This is a genomic window from Hymenobacter setariae (assembly GCF_007713685.1).
GTDB lineage: Bacteria > Bacteroidota > Bacteroidia > Cytophagales > Hymenobacteraceae > Hymenobacter > Hymenobacter setariae.
The window spans coordinates 226,802-243,278 of record NZ_VMRJ01000007.1; the positions used below are offsets into that span (position 1 = coordinate 226,802).

The following is a 16,477-nucleotide window of genomic DNA, read 5'->3' on the forward strand; positions in this document are numbered from 1 at the left end:
GCTGTTCCTAATCAAGCCGAGACCTACTAGGAAAATACCATGACGCTATGCTAACCTCACGCTGGCTAGCTACCGCGACCACCAACCTCAGCAAAAGCCATCTCTGCGGTTTTGAACATAAGAATTTTAGCCAACAATACCCCCCGACTACCTCAAAACCGCGTATCAGTTATACACAACACTCTGCGCTAGCCTACCCTCCATAATGCACAACCTAGTTTCCGCGCTGCAACCCGGCGACACGGTGCCCAACGGCCCGTTGCCCGACGGCTCTACTCTATTTGAGCGGCGCGGCCGGCCTATTATCCTAGCCTTTGCCCCCACCGAATGGGACCCGGCGCAGGCGCACCAGAGCGCCATTTTTGCGCGCTTGTCGCAGGAGTTTGGCAGCGGCGTGGCCTTTGCGGAGGCAGCGCCCGAGGCGTGGCACTCGCTCGACTACCGCGGCGAGCTGGCGATACACCTAGGCGTAGCCGGACAGCGGGCGTTGCTACTGCTCGACGAAGAAGGCGTACTGCGTTGGAAAACGGTAGTCGAGCCCGGCCAGGATATACGCCCTGGGCAGGTATTAGCGGCGCTGCAAGCACTGCGCCCCGAGCCGCTGGATGCCCCCGACCTAGCAGCTGCTAGCACAGAGGTACTAACCGGCGGAATGTCGCGCCGCACCTTCGTGATGGCCACGCTGGCGGCGGCGGCGCTGCTAGCGCTACCCAGCGTAGTAGCGGCGGCCCCGGAAACCGCTTTACCTAGCCCACCCCCTACCGACAACCGCTCCGCTATGCTGCCTGTTGAACTGAACATTAACGGTAAGAGCCACCGCCTACAGCTCGACCCGCGCACGGCGCTACTCGATGCGCTGCGCGAAAACCTCCACCTCACCGGCACCAAAAAGGGCTGCGACCACGGCCAATGTGGCGCCTGCACCGTGCACCTAGATGGCCACAGCGCCCTTTCGTGCCTCACGCTGGCCGTGATGGCGCAGGGCAAGGCCATCACCACCATCGAGGGCTTGGCGAAGGGCGACACGCTGCACCCCGTGCAAGCCGCGTTTATCAAGCACGACGCGTTTCAGTGCGGCTACTGCACGCCGGGCCAGATTATGTCGGCCTCCGCGCTACTCGCCGACCAGCACACGCGCCACGGCTCGGCGGTCGAAATCCGCGAGGCCATGAGCGGCAATTTGTGCCGCTGCGCCGCTTATCCCAACATCATCGCCGCCATTCAGGAGGCCCAACGCGCCTAGCCGCCCCAGCCCCTCCTAGCTCATGCATCCGTTCCAATACCAGCGCGCCGAAAGCGGCGACCAAGCTGTGGCTGTCGTAGCCAAGAACCCCGACGCGGCGTTTATCGCCGGCGGCACGTCGCAGGTCGATTTACTAAAAGAAGGCGTGCACCAGCCCAGCCTGCTGGTAGATGTGGCGGGCCTGCCGCTGCGCCAAATCACTGATTTTGAAGGCGGCGTGCGCATCGGCGCCAACGCCACTAATACCGAAGCAGCGTACTACCCTGCCATCCAGGCGCGCTACCCGGCCGTGAGCGAGGCGCTGCTGGCGGGGGCCTCGGTGCAGATTCGCAACATGGCCACCATGGCCGGCAACCCCTTGCAGCGTACGCGTTGCCCCTATTTCCGCGACTTAGACCAGCCTTGCAACAAGCGCACGCCGGGCAGTGGCTGCGCGGCCATCGGTGGCTACAACCACGTGCACGCGCTGTTTGGGGCCTCGGCAGCCTGCGTGGCTACCCACCCTAGCGACCTCGCCGTGGCCTTGTCCGCCCTCGATGCCCGCGTGCAAACCACCGGCCCCCGCGGCAGCCGCACCATCGCCTTCCCCGACCTGCACCGGCTGCCCGGCACCACCCCGCACCTTGACACCGTGCTAGAACACGGCGAGCTAATTACCAGCATCGACCTGCCCGCCTTCGCGGGCCGCTCGCACTACCTCAAGGTGCGCGAGCGCGCCTCCTACGCCTACGCCCTCGCCTCGTGCGCCGTGGCGCTAGAGATGGACGGCGCCAAAATCAAGCGCGCCCGTATCGCCCTAGGTGGGGTGGCGCATAAGCCCTGGCGCGCCACACCGGCCGAGGCGCTACTCGCGGGCCAGCAGCCCACCGAAAAGTTGTTCCAGGCCGCCGCCGCGGCTGCCTTTGCCGACGCCAAGCCGCTAGAGCACAACGCCTACAAAATACCCATGGGCCGTAACCTGCTAGTGCGCGCCCTACTCGAAACCAGTGGCTTGCAGCCCTTGCAGGGCCCGGCCGGTACTGCCTTCGCGGCCAGCGTAGGCGGCATGGCCGGCCAGGTTGCCACTCCCAATTAAGTAGATTCTATTCTTATGCTAACCGAAGCTACCGGGCAACCGCTCGACCGCGTAGATGGCCGCCTCAAAGTGATGGGCGGCGCGCGCTATACCGCCGAGTGGGACCTGCCGGGCCTCGCCTACGGCGCGCTCGCCACGAGTGCCATTGCCCACGGCAAGGTGCGCACGCTTGATATCAAGGCCGCGCAGCAAGCCCCCGGCGTGCTAGCGGTACTCACCTATCTCAATGCCCCGCGCCTGCAACCCATGCCCGAAAAGGTGGGCGGCACGTTGTTTCGCGGCGAGGGCGGCATCACCGAAACGCTGCAGCCTTTGCAAGATGCGACCATTGCCTACGCTGGCCAGCCGCTGGCCGTGGTAGTAGCCGACACCCACGAGCACGCTCGCTACGCCGCCTCGCTAGTACGCATCACCTACGACGAAGCCAAGCCCGAACTAGACCGCGCCACCGCCAGCCGCCAAACGCTGCCCGAAGCCTTCACAGGCAGCAAGGAAGAACCTTTGCAAGTGACCGTTGGCGACCCTAGGTCGGCCCTGGCCGCCGCGTCAGTAAAGCTAGAGCGAGTGTACGAGTCGGCCATCACGCACCACAATCCCATCGAGCAACTCGCGACCATTGCGCGCTGGGAAAAGCGCAACGGCGCCGACTACCTGACGGTGTATGACACCACCCGCGGCGTTGACACGTTGCAAGAAGTCATTTCCGCATCCTTGAATTTACCCAAGGATAACGTGCACATTATCTGCCCATTTATCGGCGGGGCGTTTGGGTCCAAAGGCTGGCTATATGCCCCGGCGCTGCTGACCGCGATGGCCGCCCGCGTGGTGGGACGCCCGGTCAAGATTGAGCTGCGCCGGCAGGATATGTTTAGCACGGCGGGCCAGCGCGGCGCCACCCGGCAAACCTTGTCCCTAGGTGCCACCCGCGACGGCAAGCTTACTTCCCTGCAACACGACACGCAGGCCCAAACCTCGATGGTGAGTGGCTACACCGAGCCCTGCGCCCGGGTTTCGCGCATGATGTACGCAGTGCCCAACCTGGGCTTTGCGCACCACCTCTCGCACCTCAACCTGCCCTCGCCCTGCCCCATGCGCGGCCCCGGCGAAACCGTGGGCGGCTGGGCCCTGGAGTGTGCCATCGACGAGCTGGCCACCGAGCTGAATATCGACCCGGTAGAGCTGCGTCTGCGCAACTACGCCGACAAAAACCCCGAAACCGGCAAGCCCTTTAGCAGCAAGCACCTGCGTGAGTGCTACGCCCGCGGCCAAGAGCTTATCGGTTGGGCCGCCCGCAACCCCAAGCCCCGCTCGATGCGTGAGGGCAACAGCCTCATCGGCTACGGCGTGGCCACTACTATGTACCCGGCCGCCCGCCGCGAGGCCTCGGCCCGCGCCACCATCTTTGCCGATGGCCACGCCTTGGTGCAAAGCGCCACCCACGAGCTAGGCAACGGTGCCTACACCATCTTCCGCCAAATCAGCGCCGACGCGCTAACCCTACCCGTTAACAACGTGCGGTTTGAGCTAGGCGACTCAGCCCTACCAAAGGCGCCCACTACAGGCGGTTCGGCCACTACGGCCACCGTGGGCCCGGCAGCCACGGCTGCCAGCGAGGCGGTCCTCAGCGCCCTCAAGCAGCTAGCCGCTCGCGATGCCAAGTCGCCCCTTTTCGGCGCGTCTGAAGAGGCCATTGAGGCCCGCGACGGCCGCTTGGTGCGCAAGGCCAACGCCGCTCAGGGCGAGACCTACGCGGCTATCTTAAAGCGCGCCAAACTGCCTTCCATCAGCGCCGAGGGTACGGCCAAGCCGGGTGACGAGCGCGAGCAATTCTCGTTCTACTCATTCGGGGCGGTGTTTGCCAAGGTGCGCGTAGATGAGGCCAGCGGCTCCATTCGGGTGGCGCAACTGTGCGCCGTCTACGACGTGGGCCGGCTCATGAACCCACAAACGGCGCGCTCGCAGTTTATCGGCGGCATGAGCATGGGCCTAGGTGCCACACTCATGGAAGCCACCCACTATGACGCCCGCAACGGCCGCGCCGTGGTGCGCAACCTCGCCGACTACCACGTGCCCAGCATGGCCGATACGCCCGACATCCTGGTAGAGGCACTCAATATTCCGGACCCCCACATCAGTGCCCTAGGTGCCCGCGGCATCGGCGAAATCGGCTGTGTGGGAACACCCGCAGCCATTACCAATGCCGTTTTTCATGCCACTGGCCAGCGCCTGCGCTCGCTGCCTCTCACGCCCGATAAGCTGCTGAAAGCGTTGGCTAGCTAGCGGCACGCCTGGCAGCTTCACTAGGGGCTAGTAGTATCTCGCGCGTCGCTAAGTGGGGCACTGGCCCTCAATATTTTCCTAGGGCCGCTCTAATCGTAGTGGCTCTTTGAAGGTAGCTTATGGGAGCGAGCGGCTTGATTATTTGCTCGTCGCTCGTGGGACCCCACCCCCGGCCCCTCCCCTCCGGGAGAGGGGAGCCTAATGTAAAAAGTGCCGTTGACATTAAGCAATAAGCAGTCTGTCAAGTGTCCATTAATAATTGACGACAGGCTCCCCTCTCCCGGAGGGGAGGGGCCGGGGGTGGGGTCCCACGAGCGACGAGCAATGCGCTGGCGCTACATTCGGCTTCTCGCTGGCTCATCCCCTGCCTTATGCTGCTCACGATTACGACCACCTACCAGCCGGCCACCGACCTCGGCTACCTGCTGCACAAAAACCCCGCCCGCCTGCAAAGTCTGGAAATCACAGGCGGCCAGGCCCACGTTTTCTACCCCGAAGCCACGGCCGAGCGCTGAACGGCCGCCCTGCTGCTCGACCTCGACCCCGTGGGCCTGGTGCGCGGGCGCGGCAATGGCGAAGGCTTTGCCCTAGAGCAGTACGTGAACGACCGGCCCTACGTAGCCTCGTCGTTTTTGAGCGTGGCGCTGAGCAAAGCCTTCGGCACCGCCATGAACGGCACTTGCAAAGACCGCCCCGCCCTACCCGCCGAGGCGCTGCCGCTGGCCATCACGGTGGCCGTAGTGCCGGCGCCCGGCCCCGACTGGCCGCGCCGCCTGTTCGAGCCCCTAGGCTACGAGGTCGAAACCGAGGCGTATCCGCTCGACCCCACCCAGCCCGAGTGGGGCGACAGCCCCTACTACACGCTGCGCCTGCGCCACGACGGCCTGCGCCTGCAAGACGTGCTCACGCACCTCTACGTGCTGCTGCCGGTGCTCGACAACGACAAGCACTACTACGTAGACCAGCAGGAGGCCGAAAAGCTGCTGCACCGCGGCGGCGACTGGCTGCCCCGGCACCCCGAGCGCGGCTTCATCACGCGGCGCTACCTGCGCTACCTGGCCGCGATGGTTAACCCCACGCTGGCCCGGCTGCTCGAAGGCACCGAGGAAGAATTACCCGAGCCAGAGGTAAGTACCGTGGACCCTGCGGGTCCGCAAGTAGAAGGGCAAGAAAGCAGTGCTGAAGAAACGGCGAGCCTACAAGCAGCGGCAGACGAAGCCACGCGCGGACTCGCAGAGTCCACGGTACAGGAGCCCAAGCTTTCGCTGCACGACCAGCGCCTCCAGCAAGTAGCCCACGAAATCTACCAGCTCGCCCCCAAGCGCGTGCTCGACCTAGGGTGCGGCGAGGGCAAGCTCCTGCGCCTGCTGCTGCGCCAGCCCAAAATCGAGTTCATCCGCGGCATGGATGTATCGCACCAGGCGCTGAGCCGGGCCGCCCAGCGCCTGCACCTCGACGAGCTATCGCCGCGCCAACGCGCCCGCATCGAGCTGATTCAGGGGTCGCTGCTGTACCGCGACGAACGCCTGGCTGGCTTCGACGCGGCGGCGCTGGTGGAAGTAATCGAGCACCTCGACGAAAACCGCCTCGCCGCCCTCGAAGCCGTGGTATTCGGGCAGGCGCGCCCGGCGCACGTCTTCGTCACCACGCCCAATGCCGACTACAATCAACTCTTCGAGAAGCTCAACGCCGGCGAGTTTCGCCACGACGACCACCGCTTCGAGTGGACTCGCGCCGAGTTTGCGGCCTGGGCCACCGGCGTGGCCGAGCGCCACGGGTATCAGGTCCGGGTGGTGCCCATGGGTGAGGAAGTGGAGGGCGTAGGCGCTCCCTCGCAGATGGCGGTGTTTGGGCTAGCCTAGCCCGGCTCTTGCTGCGTAAGTAGAGAGTACGCAAAAAGTGGTTGTCCTTGCGAGCGCCGCGCCGCAATCGTGTCGAGACGAGCTAGTTGGGTGCGATTGCTGTGCGGCACTCGCTAGGACAGCTAGGTTTGCAGAAGTCCCCATTGCAAGGGGCCACCTAGCTGTTGCAGCTGTTGGTAGCCGGGCAACCGCTTTTGTAGCAACGCCATTGCTTCTCACCTTCAGAAGCAGGGCCCAAGGTATCTTCCTAGGTTACGGAGGTATAGTATAGTGGCGCGAGCCGCTAAGCGCGCCATAGGCCAGGCCAGCCTCTTTGACATGAGCATTACTGCTTTTAGCAGAAAAATGACCAACTTCGTGAGCCCTTTTTCTGCTATGAACCCGACCTCTTCTATCCCCTTGCCGGTAACCCTAGCCGAAGCTCACGCGCGCATCCTTGAACTGGAGCAGCAGCTGGCCCGGCAACAGACGGTGGCGGCAGCCGAAGCCGAGCAGCGGCTCTTCTACCACAGTATACTCTCTGAGCTACCCGTCGATGTCGCCGTATTCGACATGGCGCACCACTACCGCTTTATAAACCCGCATGCCATTCGCAGCCCCGAAATCCGGAGCTGGATTATTGGCAAGAACGACTTTGAGTACTGCGCCTACCGCGGCTTCGACCCCGAGCGGGCCGTGGTGCGGCGCACTCACTTCGAGCAGGCCGTGGCCGAGCGATGCCAGGTGGCCTGGGAAGAGGAGCTGCCCCAGCCCGACGGCAGCAAGCGCTATTACCTGCGCCACTTCATGCCCGTGCACGAGGCCAGCGGCCAGCTCAAGTTCGTGCTTGGCTACGGCCTGGAGATTACCGACCGGGTGCTGGCCGAGCAGCAGATGAAAGAGGCCCGCGAGGTGGCCGAAATGGCGGCCTCGGCTCGCACCACCTTCCTGGCCACGATGAGCCACGAAATCCGTACGCCCTTAAATGGGGTATTGGGCATGGCGGCGCTGCTGACCAAAACGCCCCTTACACCCGAGCAGCGCCAGCAGGTGGGCATCATCCATTCGTCGGGGCAGCACCTGCTGAGCGTTATCAACGACGTGCTCGACGTGGCCAAAATCACCTCGGGCAAGCTGGAGTTGGAACGCATTTCGTTTGACTTGGTCGAGTCGGTGACGCGGGCCGTAGCGCCCCTGGCCGAGCAGGCCCGGCAGCGCGCGCTGGCTTTTGAGACCGAGTGGCTGGATGTGGGCCACGCCTGGGTGCTGGGCGACCCCTTTCGCCTCAATCAGATTCTACTTAATCTACTTTCCAACGCCCTCAAGTTCACGCACGCCGGCGGCGTGACGCTCCACATCAGCCGGCTGGCCCAGGCGGCGGGTTCCTTCACGGTCGAATTCCGGGTGAGCGACACTGGCATCGGCATTCCGGCCGATAAGCTGGAACACATTTTTGAGAGCTTCAGCCAGGCTTCGGCCGGCACCACCCGGCAGTTTGGCGGCACCGGGCTGGGCCTCCACATCAGCCGGGCCCTAGTGGCGCAGCTCGGCGGGCAGCTCACGGTCGAGTCCGAGCTTGGCCAGGGCAGCACGTTTAGCTTCGTACTGGCGCTGCCTGAGGCCGAGCCCCCCGTGCGCGAAGTGCCCCCGCAAACCCAGGAAGGCAGCCTCGCTGGTCTGCGCATCTTGCTAGTCGAAGACAACGATATCAACCGGATTATTGCGAGCTGCCTAGTGCAGGACTGGGGCGCCGAGGTCGATGAAGCCCCCGACGGCAAAGCGGCCATCGCGCTCTTCGAGCAACACCGCTACGACATCGTGCTGATGGATATTCAGCTGCCGGACATGACCGGGGTAGACATCACGCATTACATGCGCCGGCACGCCGACCCCCAGCGGGCCCAAACGGCCATTTTGGCCCTTACCGCCAGCGCCTACCAGTCGGATATGCAGGCCTACCTAGCCGCCGGCATGAATGACTGCATATCAAAGCCCTTCGACGAAACCGTGCTCTGGAGCAAGATGATGGCGCTGCGCCCCAGTGGCAGCAGCTAACCAACCGAGCGCCGCTCCCCCATCCTCGTCACCACGCCCAATGCCGACTACAACCAGCTCTTCGAGAAGCTCAACGCTGGCGACTTTCGCCACGACGACCACCGCTTCGAATGGTCCCGCGCCGAGTTTGCGGCCTGGGCCACCGCCGTGGCCGAGTGCCATGGGTATCAGGTCCGGGTGGTACCGATGAGCGAAGAAGTGGAGGGCTTTGGCGCGCCGTCGCAGATGGCGGTATTTAGTATGAGTTTAAGGAATAATGCTTAACGGTATTTATCCGCCAATTCCTTCTCGCCAGCTTTATCGGCAAATTCAACTAATGTTGCCGCTATATCCTTCCTATTCTCATCTATATCATAAGCCATTTTTAAGACAGTCAATGAAAATTCTTGATAATTCGCGCCTTTTTTTGCTTCTCCCCGCTTACTATATTCCGCACTGTATTCAAAGGCTAGCTTCCCAATATCATATAAGTCATCAGCAGTTATGCTACGAATCTCCTCCGACTTATCTAATTTGAAAGCCTTTGTTAAATCTTTATATCCCGCCTCTATTTGCCCCAAATTAATTCTACTGAGACCGAGTTCCCGCGAGTTTCCAGCACTTTTATCATCAATTACATTTGATTTCTCAAACCAGTTGATGGCTTCCTTAAAATCACCTAACAGATAATAGCTATGCCCAAGCGCACCTCTAGCGCCGAAGTGAGTTGAGTCAATAATAAGCGTTTCTTTAAACTTATCAATTGCTTGCCTATTGAGCGCAATTGCTTTGTCATGCTGCCCATTTTGGTCCTTTTTCACAGCATCAAGAGACAAGATGACTCCCTCATTAAAAACCTCGAATGCTCTATCTTCCTTTCCTTGAACACAGCCAAATAAATTGGAGAGTGCAACGAAAACAATCAAATACTTAACCATATTTTATCTTAAGATAGATACTCTATGAGTATGATAATTTAATTCTACTCCACGCTCAACTTCAAATGCCCGCCCAAACCCTCCCGAATAATCCGCATCAACGTTGAAAGCCGAATATCAGACGCGTCGTTTTCAATGCGCGAGATATAGGTTTTCGTCGTACCGCATTTCTCGGCTAGCTGCGCTTGGGTTAGCCCCTTTTCCTTGCGAAGTTCTTGCAGCATAGCCCCAAGCTTAAAGGCTTCAAAGCCTTCTTCAAATTCTTCGCGGGCGGGTGTACCTACTTTGCCGTACTGTTCATCGAGATGGTCGGCAAAGGAAGTAAGATGGTTATCTGGCTTTTTCATCAAAATATTGCTGCTTAATTTTTTCGGCTAATTCTAACTCGTTCTTCGGTGTCTTCTGCGTCTTTTTCTGAAAGCCGTTGACTAGGATGATGAGTTGACCTTTGTCAAAGAAGCTGAAGACGCGGTAGATGTCAGAGCCAACTTCAACGCGGATTTCATAAAGGTTTGAGCTACCAGTAAGATGCTTGAAATATTTTTCGGGCACCCGGTCTACGGTGGCCAGCAGCTTAAGCGTCCAGTTGAATTTCTTTTGCACCTCTGGTTTCAGCGTGGCGAAGAAATCCAGGTAGTAGCGACGGTAATAGAATACGTTGCGAATAAATTCGTCGGCCATGCGCCAAAGTTAGCTAATCAGCTAACATTTCCTATCCTCAGATAATGCCCCAAGATACCCTCAAGCTGCCCGAACTCTCCCTGGTCGTCCTCATTGGCAGCACGGGGGCGGGAAAGTCTACGTTTGCCCGGCGCTTGTTTAAGCCCACCGAGATAGTGTCGTCGGACGTGTGCCGGGGGCTAGTGGCCGACGATGAAAACGACCAATCGGCGAGCGGCGACGCCTTTGAGCTGCTGCACTACTTGGTGGCCAAGCGCCTGAAGCGCGGGCTGCTCACCGTGGTCGATGCCACCAACGTGCAGGCCGAGGGCCGCAAGCCGCTGGTAGCCCTGGCCCGGCAGTACCACGTGCTGCCGGTGGCCATCGTGCTCGACGTGCCCGATGCCGTAGCCCACGCCCGCAACGCCCACCGGCCCGACCGCCGCCACCTAGGGCCCCATGTGATAGCCCGCCACCGCCAAGACCTGCGCCGCAGCCTGCGCAACCTGCGCGACGAGGGCTTCCGGCACATCTTCCACCTGCGCGGCGTGGAGGAAGTAGACGCCGTGCAGGGCATCTTGCGCGACCGCCTCTACAACAACCGCAAGGAAGAAACGGGGCCGTTTGACATCATCGGCGACGTGCACGGCTGCTACGACGAGTTGCTGGCGCTGCTCGGCGACCTAGGCTACCAAGTCGAAGCCGAGCCGGTGGTTGACGTGCGCGACCTCGGCATCCGGGTGACGCCCCCGGCCGGGCGGCGGGCCATTTTCCTAGGTGACCTCGTGGACCGTGGGCCGGCCTCACCGCAAGTATTACGCCTGGCGATGAGCATGGTGCGCAGCGGCGCGGCGCTGTGCGTGCCCGGCAACCACGACATCAAGCTGCTGCGCCACCTCAACGGCAAGAAAGTGACCGCCAACCACGGCCTGGCCGAAACCCTGGCCCAGCTCGAAGGCGAGTCGGACAGCTTCAAAGGGCAGGTGCGGCAGTTTCTGGATGGGCTGGTGAGCCACTACGTGCTCGATGGCGGCAAGTTGGTAGTGGCCCACGCCGGCCTCACCGAGGAAATGCAGGGCCGTGGCTCGGGCGCCGTGCGGGCCTTCGCGCTGTTTGGTGAAACGACCGGCGAAATCGACGAGTTTGGCTTGCCCATCCGCTACGAGTGGGCCCGCGAATACCGCGGCCGGGCGATGGTGGTATTCGGCCACACGCCGGTGCCCGATGCCGAGTGGCTCAACAACACCATTGATATTGACACGGGCTGCGTATTTGGCGGCCGCCTCACGGCCCTGCGCTACCCCGAGCGCGAACTGGTGGACGTGCCCGCCGCTCGCGTGTACTGCGAGCCGGCGCGCCCGCTCAACTACCACGCCGCCCAGCTCGCGGCGGCAGGTGCAGCCGCCGAAGGCGACCTCAGCGCCCAGCACCAGCAAGACGACGTGCTCGACATTCGGGACGTCACGGGCAAGCAGTTTATTGAAACCCGCTTGCTGCGCGGCGTGACCGTGCGCGAGGAAAACGCGGTGGCCGCCCTGGAGGTCATGTCGCGCTTTGCGCTGCATCCTAAGTGGCTGCTGTATTTGCCGCCCACCATGTCGCCCACCGAAACCTCGGAGCTGCCCGACCTGCTCGAGCACCCCGCCGAAGCCTTCGCCTACTACCAAAAGCTGGGCGTGGAGCGCGTGGTGTGCGAAGAAAAGCACATGGGCAGCCGCGTGGTCGTGGTGCTGGGCAAGGACGAGGCCGCTATCCAGCGCCGCCTGGGCCTGACGGGCGAAGGTATCGGCAAGTGCTACACCCGCACCGGCCGCAATTTCTTCACCGACAAAGACCTAGAAACCGCTTTCCTGGCCCGGCTGCGCGACGCCCTGACCACGGCCGGCTTCTGGGACAAATTCAGCACCGACTGGGTGTGCCTCGATGCCGAGTTGCTGCCGTGGTCGGCCAAGGCCCAGGAGCTAGTAAAAAACCAGTACGCCGCCGTAGCCGCTGCTGCCACCGCCGCCCTGCCCCAGGTCGAAGCCGTGCTGGCCGAAGCCGCCGCCCGCGACCTAGGAGGCGCCGAGGCGCTACTGGCCCGCACCACCGCCCGCCGCCAAGCCGCCGCCGACTACGCCGACGCCTACCGCCGCTACTGCTGGCCGGTGCACTCGCTCGACGACCTCAAGCTGGCACCCTTCCACCTGCTTGCCACCGAGGGCAAAACCTACTTCGACCGCGACCACGCCTGGCACATGGAAACCCTGCGCACCCTCGCCCTCGCCGACCCCGGCCTGCTGCGCGCCACGCCCTACCGCGTGGTACCCCTAGGTGACCCCAGCGAGGTCGAAAGCGCCATTCAGTGGTGGACTGACCTCACCGCGGCCGGCGGCGAAGGCATGGTGGTGAAGCCCTACGACTTCATCCCGCTCAATGCCCGCAGCCTCCTCCAGCCCGCCCTCAAGTGCCGGGGCCGCGAGTACCTGCGCATCATCTACGGCCCCGACTACCTGCTACCCGGCAACCTAGAGCGCCTGCGCCAGCGCAACGTAAAAACCAAGCGCAACCTGGCTTTGCGCGAGTTTGCCCTGGGTGTGGAAGGACTGGAAAGGTTCGTAGCTGGGCAGCCGCTGCGGCGCGTGCATCAGTGCGTGTTTGGCGTGCTCGCGCTGGAAAGCGAGGCGGTGGACCCTAGGTTGTAAGTAGTTGGATGTGGCGCTTTAGGCTGCTGTGCTGACGTGGAACCCCACCCCCGGCCCCTCCCCTCCGGGAGAGGGGAGGCGACCGCAAGTAGACGTTTGCAGTCATCAGGCACCCCTCTCCCGGAGGGGAGGGGCCGGGGGTGGGGTTCCACGAGCGACGAGCAACACAACTTCAGCTCCAACCCTCCGCCAGCTGCACACCTCTATTCTCTAGCAACGCAGCCCGATACTTCTGCTATACTAATGCGCCTTCTCCAACTCCTGTTTTCCGTCATTCTCGCAAGTGCACTGTCGGCGCAAGCGCAGGACCTGACCATCATCCACGCCAACATAATCGACGTGGCTACCGGGCAAATTAGGCCCGACCAAACGGTAGTTGTCACCGGCAAGCGCATTACAAAAGTAGGCCCAACCAGCGGCCCTAGGCCCCGCCGGGGCCGCGTGGTCGATGCCAGCGGGCAATACCTCATCCCCGGCCTCTGGGACATGCACACGCATGTGTACTTCGATGGTACTGCCAGTGCGGGCACGCAGCTGATTTTGCCGTTGTTGGTGGCCAATGGCATCACGGGCATCCGCGATATGGGCAGTCAGCTCGACTCCATTTTGCGAGCGCGGGCGGCCGTGGCCAGCCACCGGCTGCTGGGCCCTCGAATGCTGGTGAGTGGCCCTATGCTCGACGGGCCCAAGTCGCCCTACAAGGCATCTATCGCCATTGCCACTCCCGACGATGGACGCCGGGCCGTGACGATGCTAAAAGCGCGAGGCGTTGATTTTATTAAGATTCAGTCGCTGGTGCCACGTGAGGCTTACTTCGCCATTGCGCAGGCAGCCAAGGCAGCAGGCCTGCCTTTTGAGGGGCATGTGCCCGATGCCGTGCGCGCCACCGAAGCTGTGAAAGCCGGCCAACGCAGCTTCGAACACCTGATAGGTATTTTCGAAGCCAGCTCGACCACCGAAGACCAGTACATGGCGGGCGCTCCTAAACTGCCAGCCCGCCTACTCGCCACCTACGACCCCACTCGCGAGACTGGCATAATCAAGTTCTTAGGTCAGCATCGCGAGGTGTGGCAGTGCCCGACCCTCTTCTGGGAGCGTGGCCAGTGGTTGGTCGATAGCATTGCGTGGCACCAGGACCCCGACCTAGGCTACGCCGGGGCCAGTTGGGTAACGCAACGCTGGCCTAAGTCCCAGCTCGGCATTGCGCGCAGCCTCGATACCGACCCGCTGGCCGTGCGTGCCCGCTTCGTGAACCACGAGCTGGACATCGTGCGCAAGCTGCACGCGGCGGGCGTCGGCTTCTTGGCCGGCACCGATATGCCAGCAGGCGTAGACCTGATTCCGGGCGCGAGCCTGCACCTCGAGTTGCAGCGCTTCGTGGCGGCTGGCTTCACGCCATTGGAGGCTCTGCAAACAGCCACCCTCAATCCCGCTAAGTATTACCACCGCCTACAGGATTTTGGCTCGGTGCAGGCCGGCCGACTCGCCGACTTAGTGCTACTCAGCGCCAATCCGCTGGAGAACATTGCCAACACTCGCAAAATCACGGGTGTGCTGACCGATGGGCAATACCTATCGCGGCCCGACCTCGATGCCTTGCAACGCCGCTTGCAACGGGTGGCTGCTACTAAGTAGCCTAGGTACTAAAAGGCAGGTCTAGCATAGCGCCACACCTTACTAAGCGCCTTGCTTGGGAATATGCTTTATCAAAGAAAGGCCTGAAGCACAAGTCGCTGACGTCTAGAAAAACAACCTTACTCTCGCTGGTTTTAGCGGGCCGGCACAGTAGCTTTACCGGCACTTTCTGCCCACCTTTCTTATGCCTGAAAACCTACTTACCACTCTTATTCCGCTGCGACTAGAAGTACCCTCGCCGCTGGAAATCATTTCGCTCGACCAGACCATCAAGGTTTTAAACAAGTACCCGATTACGTTCATGGCGCCGATGACCTTGGACACAACGTGGTACGAAGATTACTGCCGGGGCAAGATTGAAGCCCACGTTGAGCGGTTCGACTGGCAAGGCTCGCAAGCCTTCGCCGAATTGCAGCTCGACGCGCATTTCTATGAGCGATTCTTACCCTATAAGTATATGCTCATCTGCCACCTCGACGCCTTCGTGTTTCGCGATGAGGTAGAGTACTGGTGCAACATGGACTACGACTACATCGGGTCGGTTATTTATAATCCTAGGTGGGTGCTAAAAAACGATTTCAAGCGCAAGCTAACCGGCTTCACGCCACCCGAGTACTTTGGCAACGGCGGTTTTGCGCTTAAAAAAATCAGCAGCTTCTACCACATCACCTCCAAGTACCGTTGGTATTTGCAATTTAATTTTTGGCTTCGCAAAAAGCGCGGCCAGGGCTTGCTCGACGATATTTTCCTGACTCAGCACTTCCCTAAGCTCACCACTTTCAAGATGCCGCCTCGCGCCCTGGCCGAAAAATTTGGTGCGGCCTACGAGGAGTGGGACGCAAACAAGCTCCCGTTCAACAACGAGGACGATAGCACGCTACCCTTCGGCATCCACGCCTGGATTCAGCTTAACCAAGACTACTGGAAGCCGAGTATTCGCCGGGCCGGATACACTATCTAAAGCAGTAGCCTAGGGTACTACCTATAGTCAGGCAAAGCATCCCCGCGTATGGCCACGCGCGGGGATGCTTTGCCCCTATACATCGCTGCTCATGCGCCAGGCTGCCTTCCTAGGCTAGCGCTGGCTAATGCATGAGTGCCCGGTCCGTTGTCGTCCATTGGTGCACCACTTCGCCAATGCTGCGGGCGGCACTATCACCAAGCGTGGCTGGCAAGCACTGGCAGCAACCAAACTGTTCCAATAGCGTGTAAGCGTGCCCTTAAGTGAGCTAGGTTGAGAGAAGACAGCCTAGTACTTTGATGGTATAAAGTTGTGTACATTTACTTTCACGCTACACACTCCCTTTATCCCACCTATTATCACGGCGTTGTGACTTCCCTATCGTCGCCAGCTTACGGTGCCTGGACCGACGCAGCGCTGCTGCAAGCGCTGCTGGCCGACGACCGTGCCGCCTTTGCCGAGCTCTACGAGCGCTATTGGTACCGGGTATTTGCGCTAGCCTATCGCCGGCTCAAGTCGCGCGAAACGGCGGAGGAGTTGGTGCAGGACTTATTTACTACTCTTTGGCACAAGCGCCACGAGCACGCCATTGAGCACCTAGAGCACTACCTGATGGCAGCTATCAGCCGCCGGGTCATTGGGCACCTGCGGGCCCACCAAGTGCGCACGGCCTACGCCGACTACTGCCGCTGGTACCAAGCCAGCACCACCGAGGAAACCGAACAAACCCTGGCCGCCGCCGACCTCACCGAAGCTTTTGCCCAGGCCCTGCTGCACCTGCCCGAGCAGTCGCGCGAAATATTCCGACTCAGCCGGCTCGAGCATTTTTCCGTGCAGGAAATCTCGTTGCGCCTGAATATTTCGGCTAAAACGGTGGAGTATCACATCACCAAATCGCTGCGCCTATTGCGCACGCACCTGCGGGACTTTGTGCTAGTAGCACTCTTGTTTTTCCTGCTCTATTAATCGGCTTGCCTGTGCGGCGACGCGCGCAGCAGCAACCTTTTCTAGTTAAAATCCGGGTTCGTAGAATAAATATTTATTCTTACTAAATTACTGATTTCAAGCATCTTGCTTAGTATAAATCTCTTTATACTAGCACTATTAATCAGTATTTAGCAAAAAA

General features: G+C 61.1%; 12 protein-coding genes and 1 pseudogene. 10 read left to right on the forward strand and 3 right to left on the reverse strand.

The window, feature by feature from the left end; genetic code table 11:
- Positions 1 to 205 precede the first annotated feature (205 nt).
- The 6 genes and pseudogenes from FNT36_RS25955 (at position 206) to FNT36_RS23610 (ending at position 8,494) form a co-directional block, all read left to right on the forward strand.
- On the forward strand, positions 206 to 1,243 hold the full coding sequence (locus tag FNT36_RS25955; protein WP_317129634.1) for a 2Fe-2S iron-sulfur cluster-binding protein: 1,038 nt from the start codon (positions 206 to 208) through the stop codon (positions 1,241 to 1,243).
- 22 nt (positions 1,244 to 1,265) lie between these two features.
- A complete protein-coding gene (locus FNT36_RS23595) occupies positions 1,266 to 2,318 on the forward strand; it encodes an FAD binding domain-containing protein (RefSeq protein ID WP_144852897.1) in 1,053 nt (350 codons plus the stop codon).
- Positions 2,319 to 2,333: 15 nt separating this feature from the next.
- A complete protein-coding gene (locus tag FNT36_RS23600) occupies positions 2,334 to 4,598 on the forward strand; it encodes a xanthine dehydrogenase family protein molybdopterin-binding subunit (RefSeq protein ID WP_144852899.1) in 2,265 nt (754 codons plus the stop codon).
- A gap of 371 nt (positions 4,599 to 4,969) precedes the next feature.
- A pseudogene (locus FNT36_RS25735) lies at positions 4,970 to 5,677 on the forward strand (3' terminal RNA ribose 2'-O-methyltransferase Hen1); the annotation flags it as partial.
- Complete coding sequence (locus tag FNT36_RS25740; protein WP_233636186.1) at positions 5,663 to 6,460, forward strand: methyltransferase; 798 nt, start codon at positions 5,663 to 5,665, stop codon at positions 6,458 to 6,460. The pseudogene FNT36_RS25735 and the gene FNT36_RS25740, both read left to right, overlap by 15 nt.
- 375 nt (positions 6,461 to 6,835) lie before the next feature.
- Positions 6,836 to 8,494, forward strand: a complete 1,659-nt coding sequence (locus FNT36_RS23610; RefSeq protein ID WP_233636182.1) for an ATP-binding protein — start codon at positions 6,836 to 6,838, stop codon at positions 8,492 to 8,494.
- Positions 8,495 to 8,754: 260 nt separating this feature from the next.
- On the opposite strand, the gene FNT36_RS23620 is transcribed toward FNT36_RS23610, so the two are convergent.
- The 3 genes from FNT36_RS23620 to FNT36_RS23630 are packed head-to-tail and all read right to left on the reverse strand — an operon-like array spanning position 8,755 to position 10,092.
- Positions 8,755 to 9,411, reverse strand: a complete 657-nt coding sequence (locus FNT36_RS23620; RefSeq protein WP_144852903.1) for a tetratricopeptide repeat protein — start codon at positions 9,409 to 9,411, stop codon at positions 8,755 to 8,757.
- 44 nt (positions 9,412 to 9,455) lie between these two features.
- Entirely contained in the window at positions 9,456 to 9,758 is a 303-nt protein-coding gene (locus tag FNT36_RS23625; protein ID WP_144852905.1) for a helix-turn-helix domain-containing protein, read from the reverse strand.
- Positions 9,742 to 10,092: a type II toxin-antitoxin system RelE/ParE family toxin gene (locus FNT36_RS23630; RefSeq protein WP_144852907.1), complete on the reverse strand. Its 351-nt coding sequence runs from the start codon at positions 10,090 to 10,092 to the stop codon at positions 9,742 to 9,744. Before FNT36_RS23630 ends, FNT36_RS23625 begins: the two co-directional genes overlap by 17 nt.
- A 44-nt stretch (positions 10,093 to 10,136) precedes the next feature.
- Here FNT36_RS23630 and FNT36_RS23635 point away from each other — a divergent pair, with 44 nt between their 5' ends.
- From FNT36_RS23635 to FNT36_RS23650, 4 genes are all read left to right on the forward strand, one after another.
- On the forward strand, positions 10,137 to 12,755 hold the full coding sequence (locus tag FNT36_RS23635; protein WP_144852909.1) for a polynucleotide kinase-phosphatase: 2,619 nt from the start codon (positions 10,137 to 10,139) through the stop codon (positions 12,753 to 12,755).
- Between the two features lie 243 nt (positions 12,756 to 12,998).
- Entirely contained in the window at positions 12,999 to 14,390 is a 1,392-nt protein-coding gene (locus tag FNT36_RS23640) for an amidohydrolase family protein (RefSeq protein WP_144852912.1), read from the forward strand.
- A 184-nt stretch (positions 14,391 to 14,574) separates the two neighbouring features.
- Positions 14,575 to 15,351 carry a DUF5672 family protein gene (locus FNT36_RS23645; protein ID WP_144852914.1) on the forward strand — a complete coding sequence of 259 codons (777 nt, stop codon included), beginning with the start codon at positions 14,575 to 14,577 and terminating at the stop codon, positions 15,349 to 15,351.
- A gap of 369 nt (positions 15,352 to 15,720) precedes the next feature.
- Entirely contained in the window at positions 15,721 to 16,317 is a 597-nt protein-coding gene (locus FNT36_RS23650; RefSeq protein ID WP_233636183.1) for an RNA polymerase sigma-70 factor, read from the forward strand.
- Positions 16,318 to 16,477: the final 160 nt, after the last annotated feature.